This is a genomic window from Lysinibacillus sp. COL-1, from assembly GCF_059814265.1.
The window spans coordinates 640374-657652 of record NZ_JCAWSJ010000002.1 but is presented as its reverse complement, the minus strand read 5'-3'; the positions used below and the strand labels follow the sequence as shown (position 1 = coordinate 657652).

Genomic DNA, 17279 nt, shown 5'->3' with positions numbered 1-17279 from the left:
CTCTAAATAACATCAAAAAACGTCTACAAGTCATCACTAAATAAGACTTGTAGACGTTCATCCGTCTGCCAAGCTCCACTTTTCTGCTCTTAACGCTTACGAGGTTAGCTGTCGGATTCGGGCCTGAGTAGCCCTACCCCTCCAAATGGAAGAGATTCACCCCAAGAATGGCTTATGCCATACATCAAAATTGGTTCCCCCGCGTTTAGTTGCTTCAGCGATTTAGAAATTTGAAACTTTTATAATGATGTCATATTACGCCTGCTGATTGAAAAAGTAAAGAAGAAAATTTTTCATTTTCACGAGTGAAAAACATAGACTTTTTTCGAGCATATGTTAATACTCGTCATTGCTGCCAATACTCTCGCTACAACAAAAAACTGTCTTAAAAGTATGCTCTACTTTTAAGACAGCTCGCTCTTTTAGTCTTCTATATCTTGTTCAAAATCAACAATGTTCCCTGTCATTGCATCCACATCTACTTCATATTCATACTGACCATCTTTCAATTCTATTTCATATAAGCCATCATCCAGCTTAATCTTTGTCACGGTACCTTTTGCTTTCGTTAAGGCTGTTTCGATAGCCTGTTCTTTTGTAATAATTTTCGCTGTTGGCGTGCTAACAGAAATGTAATTATCCCAATCATCGTCATCTCGACGCTCTTTTTTCTGCTTCAGTAATTTTCCCGTATAAGCATCAAATTTTAAATCATATTCCGCTGTCTCGGTATGCACCTCTACTTCGTAAATAGAGCGGAATTGATTTTGATCAAATTCGATATCCGCAATAGTCCCATCAACTATTGCTAATGCTTTCTTCTCAATCTGCTGCATTGTTAATACCTTATTTTCTTGCGCATTTCCTGATAATAAAGTTGTCGAGCCAATTGCTGCTCCAACCCCAAGAGTAACTACCAATGCTGGAATCATAATTATTTTTTTCATATTCATCTCTCCTTTGTTTTATCTATTCTTAGCTTAGCAAGCGAAGATGATAGAACTATAAGAGGAACATTAGAATTTCATGAGAAGTGATTTATTGTTCGTCATCCCATGTAACAGACAGAACCTTTCCTGAAACGGCATGAATTTGAAAAGTGGCTTCGTCATCCTGTGTTTCAATTTCAACTAAATAGTAACCACCCTCTGAGGTTTCTTCAAAATCGACTGAATCCACCTCTCCCTTCAATTGCTCCAGTGCTATTTGAACGGCTTGCTGCTCAGTAATAATAGGCCCTTCTACAGATTGTTCTTGTGGCTCCACCATTTTCTCCGATAATACTTCACCGGAATAGCCATCAAGTGTGATTTCTTTTTGCTTGCTATCTTTTTTAACTCGCACTGTATAAATGGAATCTGTTAACATAACACTTTCTACATCTCCATATTCCTGTTTAACCATCTGCCTGATTTGCTTTTCTGTTAACAGTAATTTACTTTGTCCTTCTTTTATTTTTAAATCAGTCACCTGTTGTGTCGTAGCATCGAGCACAGCTCCATACTTGATATGATCTCGCGTAAAGAGCATTTCATAGGTTTTTCCTTGTTTCTTCACCTGAGTAACATGACCTTTATAGATTGTTTCAACATGGCGAATGGCCTCCGCTTCGCTAAGAGGCCCGACTTGAAAATAACGCGTTTGAATAAACCAAAACGTTCCGCTACCGAGAAGGACAATCACAACAATCATCAACAGCCACTTTCTCATTGTTGTCCCTCCTTTGGTATACATAAGGTAAAGCTTGACCCTTCTCCAATTGTACTTTTTACATCCATCATTATCCCCAATTGTTCTGCAAGCCCATGCGCTATGGCAAGTCCTAGCCCAGAACCACCTGTCTTACGGTTACGATCTCCTGTTACACGATAAAATCGCTCAAACAAATGTGGAATATGCTCCGCTGGAATACCAATACCAAAATCTTGGATGGTAATGCATACATGATTAGCTGTTTCTGTTGCGAGAATATGCACTTCATCCTCACTATATTTCCTAGCGTTATCCAGCAAAATAAAGAGTAGTTGCTTTAATATTTTTTCATCACTATAAACAAAACTTGGCTTCTTCACATCAACTATAAATGCTCGATGATACGCATGCTGCATTTGGGAAGCCACTTTATTCAAGAACGGCGCGAGCTCTAGCTGTTCAAAATGAATGTCCAGATGCTCATTATTTTTAGCTAGTTCTAGCAATTGCAGCACCATTTCATGCATGCGTGATGATTCATTGGCAATAGCTAGTAATGATTCCTGTGCAACTTCCCGATTGTCAAAACCTCTTCTGAGCAGTAATTTTGCATAGCTTTCAATAACCGTAATGGGTGTCTTCAATTCATGGGAAGCATTCGATACAAATTCTTCTTGCTTTCGATAATGCTGTTCAAGCTTTTCCATCATCATATTAAAAGTACGGTTAATGTTTGTTAACTCATCCCCACCTTTTACTGGTATATCCATTTTTTCATATTTTCCTGTCGATGCACTTTTTCGCATAGTCTCATTTAAACGTTCTAGCGGTAATAAAATAAGTCGCCCAAGTACTAGGCTTGCTAAGAAAATAGGAATCGTTGCAATAACAGATACAATAATCAATATAACCTTTAGCAAACTTAATGTCCGTTCTACTTCTTCCATGGATTGCTGTAATGTGATATCCACAACCGTTCCGTCTATCCAAATAGCAGGCATTGTATAGGTAATGGAAGGGCCTTCTGGCATGTCAAGGGTAGCCTGAACCTTTGTTTTTAAACGTTCTCCATCATAAATGTAGACGGCACCATCTGTCGGCATATAGGCTCTTAATACTTGCTGTAGGTTAGTTTGAGCATTTAACTGACTGAATGTAGAGCTTAAATCATTGGCACGTGTTTGAAGCTGATGATATTCCGTATCATAGGCAGATTTCTCATACAATAAATAAATTCCACTGTTTGTGGCCACTAATATTACTAGCATCAGCAATGTTGTAAGTAGATGAATTTTTGTTTTAAGTCTCATCACGATGTTCCTTCAACACATAGCCAACTCCACGAACTGTTTGGATAATAGGCGTTGCATTAGCAGCTTCAAGCTTTTGTCGTACATAGCGAATATAGACATCCACAACATTTGTATCCCCATAATAGTCATAGCCCCATACAGCCTCTAGTAGCTGTTCCCTAGTCAGTACTTGTTTAGGATGCTTTAGTAAATAGAACAATAAATCATATTCACGAGGTGTCAGTTGAATATCTTTATTAAAATATACGACCTCTCTTGTTTGCTCGTTTATCGATAAATGTCCAAATGCAAGGGCAACTTGTTTTGGACTAGCCTTTTGTGAAAATCGTAAAGCATTGCGAATACGCGCCAGCAATTCTTCAATTTCAAACGGCTTTGTCACATAATCATTGGCTCCTAAATCCAATCCTTTTACTTTATCCTCCACCTCACTTTTGGCAGTAAGCATAATAACAGGTGTCTGGGATTCCGTTGCACGAATCCGCTTTAGCACATCAATGCCACTCATCTCTGGCAGCATGACATCAAGTAGGATCAAATCCCATGGCTGTTCACGGTAACGAAGCAAACCATCTGTCCCTGTATGAGCCATTTCCGCCTCAAAGCCTTCAAATCGAAGCTCAAGCTGTAGCACTCTCGCAATATTTTCTTCATCTTCTATAATTAAAATTCGATTGGTCATGTCGAATCCGTCCTTCATCTTTTCTTTTCATCGTAAACGATGCTGGTGGTGAAAGTCTAATTAGAAAATGATGAGAATGGCACATACTTATAGAAACTTAAAGCAAACCACTTCACTTTTTTGATTCCTAGCGTTAGAATACTAATATCTTATTTTCCTATAGGAAACTTTATTTCGTTAATGATACTTTTTGAAACGAGGGAACAATATGGTTTACAAACGAGTCACAAAATCGTCTGCCGAGGCGGTTTTAGATGGAGATATAAAAGGTTGGCGACGCTTTTTACCATTTTTAGGACCTGCATTTATTGCAGCCGTCGCCTATATCGATCCTGGTAATTTTGCTACAAATATTACAGCAGGCTCTCAATATGGCTACCTGCTACTTTGGGTTATAGCCTTTTCTAATTTAATGGCCGTGTTAATTCAATCCTTATCTGCCAAGCTTGGAATTGCGACAGGTAAAAACTTGCCTGAAGTAGCACGCGAGCATTTTTCTAAAAAAACATCCATCTTTTTATGGATACAGGCTGAATTGGTCATCATTGCTACAGATCTCGCTGAATTTATTGGTGCAGCATTAGGGCTTTACTTGCTCTTCAATATCCCTATGCTGCCCGCAGCATTAATTACGGCAGTTGGTTCATTTGCTATTTTAGAACTTCAAAGAAGAGGATTTAGAGCCTTTGAAGCCGGTATTTCGGGCATGGTGTTAATTGTTGTCTTAGCATTTGCCTTCCAAACATTTTTAGCACAGCCAGAATGGGGCGATGTAGCGATTGGCATGTTCACGCCACAGTTTGAAGGTGTAGATTCACTATTATTAGCAACAGGTATTTTAGGAGCAACTGTCATGCCTCATGCTATTTACTTACATTCATCGTTAACGCAAAATCGTATTGTTGGTCGGAATGAAAATGAAAAAAAACGTATTTTCCGTTTTGAATTTATCGATATTATCATCGCTATGATTATTGCCGGAGCGATTAATATGAGCATGCTGATCATTGCTGCAGCAGTCTTCCACACACAAGGCGTGGTTGTAGAAGATTTAGATGTTGCCTACAATGGCTTAAAAGATGCGCTCGGCCCCATGGCTGCTATTTCATTTGGTCTTGGTTTACTTATTGCCGGGCTAGCTAGCTCCTCTGTCGGGACGTTAGCAGGTGATGTAGTCATGCAAGGATTCATTCAAAGAAAAATACCACTTTATTTACGTAGAGCGATTACTATGGTGCCGCCTCTAGTCATTATTGCTTCAGGCGTGAATGCAACCTATGCGCTCGTTCTAAGTCAGGTTGTTTTATCTTTCGGTATTGCATTTGCTCTTGTCCCTCTTGTTATGTTTACAAGCAAACGAAACATCATGGGCAGTTTAGTCAATCACCGTATTACAACGTTTTTAGGTTGGTTTGTTGTTATTATCGTTGTGACATTGAATATTTACTTACTGTGGGAAACAATATTTGGATAATAAAAATCAGGTACTCGAGATGAACTGCCCCGTAAAAGTTTGATTTCTAACTATTACGGGGCAGTTCAAGAATGGGTACCTGTTTTTTATTTGATTAGACATCGACTTTCGAATGGCTAGTTAGTAAATACTAATATTACTCTATATATGATATTATTTTTTGATATTTTTAACGACGATTAAGACATAAAAAGCTGTCCCATAAACCAATCATTCATTAGTTTACAGAACAGCCCTACTATTTAATCTTCCACTTTTAAATCACATTCTTGAAGTGAAAGCATTTTTGTTTTGTGCTTGATTTTGTAGCCAAACCATAACAGTAAAAATAGTGGGATTCCAACATAAGAAACTAATATCCCATACCAATCAATTTGGTCTCCCGTAAAGGCCGTGTAATTTTGCCCAATGACCACAATCATACAAACAGTAAAGGCAAATAGTGGTCCAAACGGGTACAATTTTGCTCTATAAGGTAATAGCTTTGGATCTAGGCCCTGTGCCTCAAATGCACGACGGAAGCGATAATGACTAAAGGCAATGCCGAGCCATGCAATAAAACCAGACATACCAGAGGCGTTTAACAGCCAAATATAAACAACGCCATCACCAAAGAAAGACGCTAAAAAAGCTAAGCAACCTACAGCTAATGTTGCCATCAACGCATAAATTGGTATTCCTCGACGACTTAGCTTTGTGAAGAACTTAGGCGCATGTCCATCCACTGCTAATTGCCATAGCATACGTGATGATGCATAAAGCCCTGAATTTCCAGCTGACAGCATAGCCGTTAAAATAATGGCATTCATTAACGAAGCTGCAAAGGCAATACCTAAGCGGTCAAACACTAATGTAAACGGTGATACTGCGATATCTTCTGATAATAAGCGTTCATCTGTAAATGGAATCAACATTCCGATTGCACCAATTGCTAAAATATAAAACAAAAGAATACGCCAGAATACGGATTTAACAGCCTTTGGAATATTTTTTCCTGGATCGTCTGTTTCACCTGCTGTAATCCCAAGTAACTCTGTTCCTTGGAATGAAAATCCGGCTGCTAGGAAAATTCCAAATGTAGCTAGGAAGCCACCGTGAAATGGTCCATCACTAATAAAGAAATTAGTAAAGCCTACAGGTGCCTGTCCACCTAAAATACCAAAAATCATTAATAAACTGATAATAATAAAAACAATGACTGTCACTACTTTAATCATCGCAAACCAATATTCACTTTCTCCATAGCTCTTTACAGAAAGTAAATTAAATGACAGTACAACAGCAATAAATAATACTGTCCAAAGGGCTGATGAACTATCAGGGAACCAATATTTCATAATTAAGGATACTGCCGCAATTTCTGCTGCAATAGTGATTGCCCAGTTATACCAATAGTTCCAGCCTAATGCAAAGCCTAGTGCTGGATCTACAAATTTTGTTGCATACGTACTAAATGAACCGGATGATGGCATATAGGCAGCCATTTCCCCTAAGCTTGTCATTAAAAAGTACACCATAATACCGATTAGGGCGTAGGCAAGCAATGCACCACCAGGTCCAGCTTGTGCAATGGCACCACCACTGGCTAAAAATAGTCCCGTACCAATTGTACCGCCTAAAGAAATCATTGTGATATGACGGCTTTTCAATTCTTTTTTCAGCTTTGGCGCTTTATGTCCGAGCTGATTTACTTTTATTTCACTCACGATATAGCTTCCTTCCTATTTACGAGGCAAAAAAATGCCATCACATATACACTGTGATGGCTAAGTTAATCCTCAGTTTTTCCTAAATGATAGCTCAACACGTTGTGCAAACGTGACAGTTCTGTTCCTTTCGGAGACAGCCCCAGCATGAGGTTTTCAAGTCCCCTCACACTTCGGCAATATTCCCTTTCAGCTAATCTCATCAATGCTTGTCATTTCCATTAGCATACTTATAAATATCGCGACCTCTACCTCAATACAAACATGAGGCATATAATTATTAAATTTATGATGCTTATTATATTAGCATAAGACCTTTGACATTTCAATATAACAATAAATGTTCTGTATTTTGTGAATCTTCTACTATTTTTATTAGTTTGTTAAAGTGTTATAGTAGTTCAATTAGAACGGTTACGAACAGGGGGATTTATTTTGACTACAAATGATCATTCCGCTAGTTTTCCGAGTAAAAAAATTAGCTGGAGGGGAACAACCTTACTTTTAGTCTTCGGAGTTATCTTTATAGCCTCTACATTAAGAATGCCACTAACTGTTGTTGGCCCTATTATATCATTTATCCGTGACGATCTTGGTATTTCTAATGTACTTGCAGGCTTTCTAACAACGATTCCATTGCTCGCTTTTGCTACCATCTCACCATTTGCGCCCGTTGTAGCACGCAAACTAGGGCTTGAGCTAACACTATTTTTATCCACTATTTTATTAGCCTTGGGGATTGTTCTACGTTCCCTTGGTACAACGGGGTTACTTGTATTTGGTACTGTACTCATCGGCATAGCCATATCATTTGGAAATGTGCTGATTCCAGGATTATTAAAATTAAAATTTCCATACCATGTTGGTTTATTAATGGCATTTTTCACTATGTCGATGAACTTAACGGCTGGGCTTGGCGCAGGTATTAGCTATCCTATAGCCAATTCATCATTTGGCTGGCAAGGAGCGCTGTCCATTGCACTTGTACTAGTGGTCGTAACGATTTTAATTTGGATACCTCAATTGAAATCAAATAAACCTGAGCCAGCCACTACCTCTAAAATGACGAGTACACCCTTATGGAAGTCACCTGTTACTTGGGCTGTCACAGGTGCAATGGGATTACAGTCTTTATTATTTTATACGACTGCTGCTTGGATTCCCGAAATCTACATCGCCCAGGGATTGGCTCCTGACAAAGCTGGTTGGATGTTTTCTATCATGCAATTTTCACAAGTACCAATGGCATTGGCTGTGCCTATCATTGCAAGTAAAATGGCTTCTCAAAGACCTCTTGTAGTGATGTTTACATTCTTCTATTTAATAGGCTTTACTGGAGTTGTCATGGAGTGGACAAGTCTTGGGGTACTGTGGATGATTCTTTTAGGTTTAGCAGGAGGTTCTTCATTTGCCTTAGCGATGATGTTCTTTACACTTCGTACACGCACGGCATTTGAGGCAGCAGATTTATCAGGCTTTGCACAATCATTAGGTTATTTATTTGCCGCCATTGGCCCTATTCTTTTTGGCTACTTACATGATTTATTTGGTGGCTGGAATATTGCTGGTTGGCTCTTTGTAGCTGTGGCGACCATTCTTTTCTTTTGCTCAATGAGAGCTTCTAAAGACGAATATGTCCATTAAAATAAAGCAGATGGGATAACTGCTCATATTTCCCATCTGCTTTACTTCTATATAGGTATAGACGTTTTATTTGTCCAATTGCTGTAGTAAGGTTAGCAGTTCAGTAAGACGGTCTGCTGTTTCTTTGTTGTGAGCTATAACTGCTGCAAAAATAGGAACAGCCTCTTGTAAGAGTATATAACTAAAATAATAATAGCTTACAAAAGCTTTCTGCTCATAACCCTTTGGCGTTTCCTCCTCCCATTCCAGCTCATCATTCTCTTCGTGATCCATCCATAAATATTTGACATCTAACAGCTCCTGCATAGTTTGAACTGAATAGGATGGGTCTAGATAATCTTCAGAAATTGCATGTGCCACAGCTAAATAAAGCTCTACTTCTTGTACAGAGACATCCCCCGTATTTTTGCTAGCAAGCTTTTTTAGAAGGACAAGCAAAGCCCATGGTGTGACCTGCCATAGTGTACCTTGATGCTCCACTAACTCAGCTAGCTCTGTATATTGCTCCTGTTCAATCAGCTGAGGGATAGCCGTTCCTCTTCCATAAGGTGTCGTCAATTGTAACCACGGGATACTCGGAATTTGCTCATTCAACATAGCGTTTCGTCCTCTCCACAATCAGTTAATAGCATGGTTTTTGATAAAAATAATTGGGTGTATGATAAATATTGACATAAGGTTTATGGAAAATATGAGTCGTTGCGGGCGAAAGTGGTGGGATTAGCCATGTCCAGTTGCCTGTAACGTCTCGTCCTGCTGATTCCTCTGCTTCTTCAAACAATTTAAACTGCTGAGCAGCTGTATGATGATCGACAATGCTCACGCCTTGTTCTTTAAAAGAATGAAGGACAGCAATATTAAGTTCCACTAATGCACGATCACGCCAAAGTGAAGCTTGCTTGGTTGTATCAAGATTAAAAACCTCCGCAATAGCTGGTAGCATATTATAACGGTCATGATCTGCTAAATTACGTGCACCGATTTCTGTCCCCATATACCAGCCATTAAAGGGTGCGGCTTGGAAATCAATGCCTGCCATTTGAAAACGCATACTTGAAATTATGGGTACAGCATACCATTTCATTCCTAATTTCTCTACATCCACTGACTCTGGATGACGAATTGGCACCTCTAAAATATATTCTACAGGAATTGTAAACAGCTGCGGAGCTCGCTCATCTACTTGTATAACAAGAGGTAACACATCGAATGGTGTCCTCTCACTTTTCCAACCTAACGATTCACATACTTTAGTAAAAACAATAGAATGTGCATCACCAATAACGCCAGCTTCCGTTTCATAGCCTGCATAACGAATTAGCTGATGATTCCATATACGCACTCTGTTCGAAGCAAATACTGTTATTGTTGGACGGATTTTTCCACTATTTGTTGCATAATCGATATGCTCCAGTAGTTTTTGAAAAATATCCTGTTCATCTAAAACGGCACGTGCATCTACTACATGCAATGATTGCCAAAACAGACGACCAATACATTTGTTACTATTACGCCACGCCACCCGTGCACCAAAAGCTAGCTCCTCTGTTGTTGGGTCGTACTCACCTGCATTCTTAATCTGTTGTAATCTATTCGCTAACCAACGCTCTGATTCATCTTGTTCTGTCTGATATAAACTTAAAAATTGCTGGATCTCCTGTATATTCATTTCGATTCCTCCACTTATCCTCATATTAGAGGAACAAAACGACAAGCACCACGAAAATAGCTATAAAAAAACATACATATTGCATATATGAAATAGTTTGTTCAAATTTATAATGAATCGAATCATGATTAGAAGATATTGTGAATGAAGAAGGAAAAGAGGTGGGCGACATCTTATAGAAAGGAGAAACAAAATATTAGTCATGTAAAAAAGCTACTGAACCATTGATAGCGGATTCGTAGCTTTCACTCTTTACTAATGTATCATTTATTGATAAAAGAAAAAGCATGTAACACAATATTTGTGCTACATGCTTGATGACCCGTACGGGATTCGAACCCGTGTTACCGCCGTGAAAGGGCGGTGTCTTAACCACTTGACCAACGGGCCGTGGCTCCGAAGGCAGGACTCGAACCTGCGACAACCTGATTAACAGTCAGGTGCTACTACCAACTGAGCTACTTCGGAATAATGATGGGCCTAAATGGACTCGAACCATCGACCTCACGCTTATCAGGCGTGCGCTCTAACCAGCTGAGCTATAGGCCCATTTTGGAGCGGGTGATGAGAATCGAACTCACGACATCAGCTTGGAAGGCTGAGGTTTTACCATTAAACTACACCCGCAAATAATGGTGGGTCAGGACGGAATCGAACCGCCGACACTTAGAGCTTCAATCTAATGCTCTACCAACTGAGCTACTGACCCAAAATGGAGGAGGTAGAGGGATTCGAACCCCCGCGCGGTGTTACCCGCCTGTCGGTTTTCAAGACCGATCCCTTCAGCCAGACTTGGGTATACCTCCAAAAATATTGAACTGGTGGAGCCTAGCGGGATCGAACCGCTGACCTCCTGCGTGCAAGGCAGGCGCTCTCCCAGCTGAGCTAAGGCCCCATTTATCATAAAAAATGGTCGGAATGACAGGATTCGAACCTACGACCCCTTGGTCCCAAACCAAGTGCTCTACCAAGCTGAGCTACATTCCGAAAACATAAATTTATTGGCGCGCCCGACAGGAGTCGAACCCATAACCTTCTGATCCGTAGTCAGACGCTCTATCCAATTGAGCTACGGGCGCAATATTCATTAAAAAACGATGAGCCATGAAGGACTCGAACCTTCGACCCTCTGATTAAAAGTCAGATGCTCTACCAACTGAGCTAATGGCTCGTAAAAAAGAAAAATGGCTGGGGTACTAGGATTCGAACCTAGGCATGACGGAATCAAAATCCGTTGCCTTACCGCTTGGCTATACCCCAATTTGAAAATGGGGCGACTGATGGGAATCGAACCCACGAATGTCGGAACCACAATCCGATGCGTTAACCACTTCGCCACAATCGCCACTATATAAATTATAACAGCTGTATATGAACGAGTACCTCAATACCTGGCAGGGGCAGTAGGAATCGAACCCACACCAAAGGTTTTGGAGACCTCTATTCTACCGTTGAACTATGCCCCTAAAATGGTGGAGGGGGACGGATTCGAACCGCCGAACCCTAAGGAGCGGATTTACAGTCCGCCGCGTTTAGCCACTTCGCTACCCCTCCAAGGGAATGGTGCCGGCGATAGGAGTCGAACCCACGACCTACTGATTACAAGTCAGTTGCTCTACCAACTGAGCTACACCGGCAAAAAAAATGGCGGTCCCGACCGGGATCGAACCGGCGATCTCCTGCGTGACAGGCAGGCATGTTAACCGCTACACCACGGGACCATTTGGTTGCGGGGGCTGGATTTGAACCAACGACCTTCGGGTTATGAGCCCGACGAGCTACCACTGCTCCACCCCGCGATAATACTATACTGTTTTAAAAATAATGGTGGAGGATGACGGGCTCGAACCGCCGACCCTCTGCTTGTAAGGCAGATGCTCTCCCAGCTGAGCTAATCCTCCACGAAAAATAAGCGAAGCGATGTCCTACTCTCACAGGGGGAAGCCCCCAACTACCATCGGCGCTAAAGAGCTTAACTTCCGTGTTCGGTATGGGAACGGGTGTGGCCTCTTTGCCATCATCACTTCACTTATTCAGTTGAAAGAGTTGTTCTTTCAAAACTGGATAAACGGTTCATTGAATGTTTCAAACGTTTTGGTTAAGTCCTCGATCGATTAGTATTCGTCAGCTCCATGTGTCACCACACTTCCACCTCGAACCTATCTACCTCATCGTCTTTGAGGGATCTTACTTACTTGCGTAATGGGAAATCTCATCTTGAGGGGGGCTTCATGCTTAGATGCTTTCAGCACTTATCCCGTCCACACATAGCTACCCAGCGATGCCTTTGGCAAGACAACTGGTACACCAGCGGTGTGTCCATCCCGGTCCTCTCGTACTAAGGACAGCTCCTCTCAAATTTCCTACGCCCACGACGGATAGGGACCGAACTGTCTCACGACGTTCTGAACCCAGCTCGCGTACCGCTTTAATGGGCGAACAGCCCAACCCTTGGGACCGACTACAGCCCCAGGATGCGATGAGCCGACATCGAGGTGCCAAACCTCCCCGTCGATGTGGACTCTTGGGGGAGATAAGCCTGTTATCCCCGGGGTAGCTTTTATCCGTTGAGCGATGGCCCTTCCATGCGGAACCACCGGATCACTAAGCCCGTCTTTCGACCCTGCTCGACTTGTAGGTCTCGCAGTCAAGCTCCCTTGTGCCTTTACACTCTACGAATGATTTCCAACCATTCTGAGGGAACCTTTGGGCGCCTCCGTTACCTTTTAGGAGGCGACCGCCCCAGTCAAACTGTCCGCCTGACACTGTCTCCTACCCCGCTAAGGGGCATGGGTTAGAATTTCAATACAACCAGGGTAGTATCCCACCGACGCCTCCTTCGAAGCTGGCGCTCCGAGATCTCTGGCTCCTACCTATCCTGTACAAGTTGTACCAAAATTCAATATCAGGCTACAGTAAAGCTCCACGGGGTCTTTCCGTCCTGTCGCGGGTAACCTGCATCTTCACAGGTACTATAATTTCACCGAGTCTCTCGTTGAGACAGTGCCCAGATCGTTACGCCTTTCGTGCGGGTCGGAACTTACCCGACAAGGAATTTCGCTACCTTAGGACCGTTATAGTTACGGCCGCCGTTTACTGGGGCTTCAATTCGCAGCTTCGCTTGCGCTAACCACTCCTCTTAACCTTCCAGCACCGGGCAGGCGTCAGCCCCTATACGTCACCTTACGGTTTTGCAGAGACCTGTGTTTTTGCTAAACAGTCGCCTGGGCCTATTCACTGCGGCTCTCATGCGCTTGCACGCTCAAGAGCACCCCTTCTCCCGAAGTTACGGGGTCATTTTGCCGAGTTCCTTAACGAGAGTTCTCTCGCACACCTTAGGATTCTCTCCTCGACTACCTGTGTCGGTTTGCGGTACGGGCACCTCTCACCTCGATAGAGGCTTTTCTTGGCAGTGTGAAATCAGGAACTTCGTCCATACGGACTCGCCATCACAGCTCAACGTTACAGTGTGCGGATTTGCCTACACACACGCCTTACTGCTTGGACGCGCATAACCAACAGCGCGCTTACCCTATCCTACTGCGTCCCCCCATTTCTCAAACGGTGAGGAGGTGGTACAGGAATATCAACCTGTTGTCCATCGCCTACGCCTATCGGCCTCGGCTTAGGTCCCGACTAACCCTGAGCGGACGAGCCTTCCTCAGGAAACCTTAGTCATACGGTGGACGGGATTCTCACCCGTCTTTCGCTACTCATACCGGCATTCTCACTTCTAAGCGCTCCACCAGTCCTTCCGGTCTGACTTCAACGCACTTAGAACGCTCTCCTACCACTGACATCGTAGATGTCAATCCACAGCTTCGGTGAATCGTTTAGCCCCGATACATTTTCGGCGCAGCGTCACTCGACCAGTGAGCTATTACGCACTCTTTAAATGATGGCTGCTTCTAAGCCAACATCCTGGTTGTCTGTGCAACGCCACATCCTTTTCCACTTAACGATTACTTTGGGACCTTAGCTGGTGGTCTGGGCTGTTTCCCTTTTGACTACGGATCTTATCACTCGCAGTCTGACTCCCGTGTATAAATATCTGGCATTCGGAGTTTGTCTGAATTCGGTAAACCGGGATGGCCCCCTAGTCCAAACAGTGCTCTACCTCCAGTATTCTCATCACGAGGCTAGCCCTAAAGCTATTTCGGAGAGAACCAGCTATCTCCAAGTTCGATTGGAATTTCTCCGCTACCCACACCTCATCCCCGCACTTTTCAACGTGCGTGGGTTCGGGCCTCCAGTAAGTGTTACCTTACCTTCACCCTGGACATGGGTAGATCACCTGGTTTCGGGTCTACGACCACGTACTATTTCGCCCTATTCAGACTCGCTTTCGCTGCGGCTCCGCCTTCTAAAGCTTAACCTCGCACGTAATCGTAACTCGCCGGTTCATTCTACAAAAGGCACGCTATCACCCATTAACGGGCTCTAACTACTTGTAGGCACACGGTTTCAGGATCTCTTTCACTCCCCTTCCGGGGTGCTTTTCACCTTTCCCTCACGGTACTGGTTCACTATCGGTCACTAGGTAGTATTTAGCCTTGGGAGATGGTCCTCCCAGATTCCGACGGAATTTCACGTGTTCCGCCGTACTCAGGATCCACTCAGGAGAGAACGAACTTTCGACTACAGGGCTTTTACCTGCTCTGGCGGACCTTTCCAAGTCGCTTCATCTAACTCGCTCTTTTGTAACTCCGTATTGAGTGTCCTACAACCCCAAGAGGCAAGCCTCTTGGTTTGGGCTCTTCCCGTTTCGCTCGCCGCTACTCAGGGAATCGATTTTTCTTTCTCTTCCTCCAGGTACTTAGATGTTTCAGTTCCCTGGGTCTGCCTTCAAGACGCTATGTATTCACGTCAAGATACTACGCGATTAAACGTAGTGGGTTCCCCCATTCGGAAATCTCCGGATCAAAGCTCACTTACAGCTCCCCGAAGCATATCGGTGTTAGTGCCGTCCTTCTTCGGCTCCTAGTGCCAAGGCATTCGCCGTGCGCCCTTAATAACTTAACCTAACGGCTTTCAATACACATCACATTTCGTTGTCAGCTTCACTCGTTCAATCAGTCACGTACTCAAGTACGCTCCTTCATTCACTCGATTGCTTCCTAGAACTGCTCGTGTCTTGAAACCTTCTAATGTTATTAAGCCTATAAAAAAACTTAAAAAAATAAATGTGTTTGTTACAATTTCAATGTCGTTTTATCCAGTTTTCAAAGAACAAGTTTTGAAGCTTTTCATTCAAGAAAGAATGAACCTTCAAAACTGAACGCAAAACGTAATCTTACAAACCCTAGGTTTGTATTCCGAAATAATCCTTAGAAAGGAGGTGATCCAGCCGCACCTTCCGATACGGCTACCTTGTTACGACTTCACCCCAATCATCTATCCCACCTTCGGCGGCTGGCTCCAAAAGGTTACCTCACCGACTTCGGGTGTTACAAACTCTCGTGGTGTGACGGGCGGTGTGTACAAGGCCCGGGAACGTATTCACCGCGGCATGCTGATCCGCGATTACTAGCGATTCCGGCTTCATGTAGGCGAGTTGCAGCCTACAATCCGAACTGAGAACGACTTTATCGGATTAGCTCCCTCTCGCGAGTTGGCAACCGTTTGTATCGTCCATTGTAGCACGTGTGTAGCCCAGGTCATAAGGGGCATGATGATTTGACGTCATCCCCACCTTCCTCCGGTTTGTCACCGGCAGTCACCTTAGAGTGCCCAACTAAATGATGGCAACTAAGATCAAGGGTTGCGCTCGTTGCGGGACTTAACCCAACATCTCACGACACGAGCTGACGACAACCATGCACCACCTGTCACCGTTGCCCCCGAAGGGGAAACTATATCTCTACAGTGGTCAACGGGATGTCAAGACCTGGTAAGGTTCTTCGCGTTGCTTCGAATTAAACCACATGCTCCACCGCTTGTGCGGGCCCCCGTCAATTCCTTTGAGTTTCAGTCTTGCGACCGTACTCCCCAGGCGGAGTGCTTAATGCGTTAGCTGCAGCACTAAGGGGCGGAAACCCCCTAACACTTAGCACTCATCGTTTACGGCGTGGACTACCAGGGTATCTAATCCTGTTTGCTCCCCACGCTTTCGCGCCTCAGTGTCAGTTACAGACCAGATAGTCGCCTTCGCCACTGGTGTTCCTCCAAATCTCTACGCATTTCACCGCTACACTTGGAATTCCACTATCCTCTTCTGCACTCAAGTCTCCCAGTTTCCAATGACCCTCCACGGTTGAGCCGTGGGCTTTCACATCAGACTTAAGAAACCACCTGCGCGCGCTTTACGCCCAATAATTCCGGACAACGCTTGCCACCTACGTATTACCGCGGCTGCTGGCACGTAGTTAGCCGTGGCTTTCTAATAAGGTACCGTCAAGGTACAGCCAGTTACTACTGTACTTGTTCTTCCCTTACAACAGAGTTTTACGAACCGAAATCCTTCTTCACTCACGCGGCGTTGCTCCATCAGGCTTTCGCCCATTGTGGAAGATTCCCTACTGCTGCCTCCCGTAGGAGTCTGGGCCGTGTCTCAGTCCCAGTGTGGCCGATCACCCTCTCAGGTCGGCTACGCATCGTCGCCTTGGTGAGCCGTTACCTCACCAACTAGCTAATGCGCCGCGGGCCCATCCTATAGCGACAGCCGAAACCGTCTTTTAGTGTTTCACCATGAGGTGAAACAGATTATTCGGTATTAGCCCCGGTTTCCCGGAGTTATCCCAAACTATAAGGTAGGTTGCCCACGTGTTACTCACCCGTCCGCCGCTAACGTCGAAGGAGCAAGCTCCTTCTCTGTTCGCTCGACTTGCATGTATTAGGCACGCCGCCAGCGTTCGTCCTGAGCCAGGATCAAACTCTCCATAAAAGAAATTTGAATAGCTCAAATTGTTTTGCTGGCATCATTTTGATGTCCAAAATTTTGTTTCGTTCACTAACCGAAGTTAGTTACTGAAAACTTTATTGATTACGTTTTGCTTGTTCAGTTTTCAAGGTTCATGTTTTGCTTTGTTTTAGCGTGTCACCGTGGCGACTTGTATAATACTACACTCTTATTTTTAAAAGGTCAACACTTTTCATGAAA

The 17279-nt window shown here is 43.5% G+C and carries 9 protein-coding genes, 18 tRNA genes, 3 rRNA genes and 2 riboswitches; of the genes, 2 read left to right on the top strand and 28 right to left on the bottom strand.

Annotated features, from left to right (window positions below; all coding sequences use genetic code 11):
* Nucleotides 1-79: 79 nt before the first annotated feature.
* A riboswitch (cyclic di-AMP (ydaO/yuaA leader) is annotated at nt 80-230 on the bottom strand.
* Nucleotides 231-422: 192 nt separating this feature from the next.
* From AC6BKE_RS03725 to AC6BKE_RS03710, 4 genes are all read right to left on the bottom strand, one after another.
* Nucleotides 423-947 (bottom strand): PepSY domain-containing protein, encoded by a 525-nt coding sequence (locus tag AC6BKE_RS03725; RefSeq protein WP_499855856.1) that lies wholly within the window; start codon nt 945-947, stop codon nt 423-425.
* Between the two features lie 91 nt (nt 948-1038).
* Nucleotides 1039-1710, bottom strand: a complete 672-nt coding sequence (locus AC6BKE_RS03720) for a PepSY domain-containing protein (RefSeq protein ID WP_499855854.1) — start codon at nt 1708-1710, stop codon at nt 1039-1041.
* Entirely contained in the window at nt 1707-3002 is a 1296-nt protein-coding gene (locus tag AC6BKE_RS03715) for a sensor histidine kinase (RefSeq protein ID WP_499855852.1), read from the bottom strand. Before AC6BKE_RS03715 ends, AC6BKE_RS03720 begins: the two co-directional genes overlap by 4 nt.
* The gene (locus AC6BKE_RS03710; protein WP_499855851.1) at nt 2992-3687 is read right to left on the bottom strand and encodes a response regulator transcription factor; all 696 of its coding nucleotides are present in this window, start codon (nt 3685-3687) and stop codon (nt 2992-2994) included. The genes AC6BKE_RS03715 and AC6BKE_RS03710 overlap by 11 nt, the downstream gene beginning before the upstream one ends.
* Before the next feature lie 208 nt (nt 3688-3895).
* Here AC6BKE_RS03710 and AC6BKE_RS03705 point away from each other — a divergent pair, with 208 nt between their 5' ends.
* Nucleotides 3896-5161 (top strand): Nramp family divalent metal transporter, encoded by a 1266-nt coding sequence (locus AC6BKE_RS03705; protein WP_089934921.1) that lies wholly within the window; start codon nt 3896-3898, stop codon nt 5159-5161.
* 242 nt (nt 5162-5403) lie between these two features.
* On the opposite strand, the gene AC6BKE_RS03700 is transcribed toward AC6BKE_RS03705, so the two are convergent.
* On the bottom strand, nt 5404-6867 hold the full coding sequence (locus AC6BKE_RS03700) for an amino acid permease (protein WP_036122023.1): 1464 nt from the start codon (nt 6865-6867) through the stop codon (nt 5404-5406).
* 82 nt (nt 6868-6949) lie between these two features.
* A riboswitch (Lysine riboswitch) is annotated at nt 6950-7126 on the bottom strand.
* Nucleotides 7127-7302: 176 nt separating this feature from the next.
* Here AC6BKE_RS03700 and AC6BKE_RS03695 point away from each other — a divergent pair.
* The gene (locus AC6BKE_RS03695) at nt 7303-8511 is read left to right on the top strand and encodes a CynX/NimT family MFS transporter (protein WP_058845206.1); all 1209 of its coding nucleotides are present in this window, start codon (nt 7303-7305) and stop codon (nt 8509-8511) included.
* A 66-nt stretch (nt 8512-8577) separates the two neighbouring features.
* Here the strand turns inward: AC6BKE_RS03695 and AC6BKE_RS03690 are convergent, their stop codons facing one another.
* From AC6BKE_RS03690 to AC6BKE_RS03580, 23 genes are all read right to left on the bottom strand, one after another.
* Nucleotides 8578-9108: a hypothetical protein gene (locus AC6BKE_RS03690; RefSeq protein ID WP_271912108.1), complete on the bottom strand. Its 531-nt coding sequence runs from the start codon at nt 9106-9108 to the stop codon at nt 8578-8580.
* 25 nt (nt 9109-9133) lie between these two features.
* Complete coding sequence (locus tag AC6BKE_RS03685; protein ID WP_089934917.1) at nt 9134-10180, bottom strand: nitric oxide synthase oxygenase; 1047 nt, start codon at nt 10178-10180, stop codon at nt 9134-9136.
* A 318-nt stretch (nt 10181-10498) separates the two neighbouring features.
* Nucleotides 10499-10570: transfer RNA gene (locus AC6BKE_RS03680), tRNA-Glu, on the bottom strand.
* Nucleotide 10571: 1 nt separating this feature from the next.
* A tRNA-Asn gene (locus tag AC6BKE_RS03675) sits at nt 10572-10648 on the bottom strand.
* A 7-nt stretch (nt 10649-10655) separates the two neighbouring features.
* Nucleotides 10656-10729: transfer RNA gene (locus tag AC6BKE_RS03670), tRNA-Ile, on the bottom strand.
* Between the two features lie 4 nt (nt 10730-10733).
* Nucleotides 10734-10807 (bottom strand) — tRNA-Gly (locus AC6BKE_RS03665).
* Between the two features lie 6 nt (nt 10808-10813).
* Nucleotides 10814-10889, bottom strand: a tRNA-Phe gene (locus AC6BKE_RS03660).
* A gap of 4 nt (nt 10890-10893) precedes the next feature.
* Nucleotides 10894-10986: transfer RNA gene (locus tag AC6BKE_RS03655), tRNA-Ser, on the bottom strand.
* Between the two features lie 13 nt (nt 10987-10999).
* Nucleotides 11000-11075: transfer RNA gene (locus tag AC6BKE_RS03650), tRNA-Ala, on the bottom strand.
* 15 nt (nt 11076-11090) lie between these two features.
* Nucleotides 11091-11167 (bottom strand) — tRNA-Pro (locus AC6BKE_RS03645).
* Between the two features lie 15 nt (nt 11168-11182).
* A tRNA-Arg gene (locus AC6BKE_RS03640) sits at nt 11183-11259 on the bottom strand.
* A 19-nt stretch (nt 11260-11278) separates the two neighbouring features.
* Nucleotides 11279-11351 (bottom strand) — tRNA-Lys (locus AC6BKE_RS03635).
* Between the two features lie 14 nt (nt 11352-11365).
* Nucleotides 11366-11440: transfer RNA gene (locus AC6BKE_RS03630), tRNA-Gln, on the bottom strand.
* A gap of 9 nt (nt 11441-11449) precedes the next feature.
* A tRNA-His gene (locus tag AC6BKE_RS03625) sits at nt 11450-11525 on the bottom strand.
* A 47-nt stretch (nt 11526-11572) separates the two neighbouring features.
* A tRNA-Trp gene (locus AC6BKE_RS03620) sits at nt 11573-11646 on the bottom strand.
* A 4-nt stretch (nt 11647-11650) separates the two neighbouring features.
* A tRNA-Tyr gene (locus AC6BKE_RS03615) sits at nt 11651-11734 on the bottom strand.
* Between the two features lie 7 nt (nt 11735-11741).
* Nucleotides 11742-11817, bottom strand: a tRNA-Thr gene (locus tag AC6BKE_RS03610).
* 8 nt (nt 11818-11825) lie between these two features.
* A tRNA-Asp gene (locus AC6BKE_RS03605) sits at nt 11826-11901 on the bottom strand.
* Between the two features lie 3 nt (nt 11902-11904).
* Nucleotides 11905-11979 (bottom strand) — tRNA-Met (locus tag AC6BKE_RS03600).
* A 26-nt stretch (nt 11980-12005) separates the two neighbouring features.
* A tRNA-Val gene (locus AC6BKE_RS03595) sits at nt 12006-12081 on the bottom strand.
* 11 nt (nt 12082-12092) lie between these two features.
* A 5S ribosomal RNA gene (gene rrf / locus AC6BKE_RS03590) occupies nt 12093-12208 on the bottom strand.
* Between the two features lie 66 nt (nt 12209-12274).
* A 23S ribosomal RNA gene (locus AC6BKE_RS03585) occupies nt 12275-15202 on the bottom strand.
* A 309-nt stretch (nt 15203-15511) separates the two neighbouring features.
* Nucleotides 15512-17063 (bottom strand): 16S ribosomal RNA (locus AC6BKE_RS03580).
* The 16S, 23S and 5S rRNA genes sit together here with 18 tRNA genes alongside, the layout of an rRNA operon.
* Between the last annotated feature and the right edge of the window lie 216 nt (nt 17064-17279).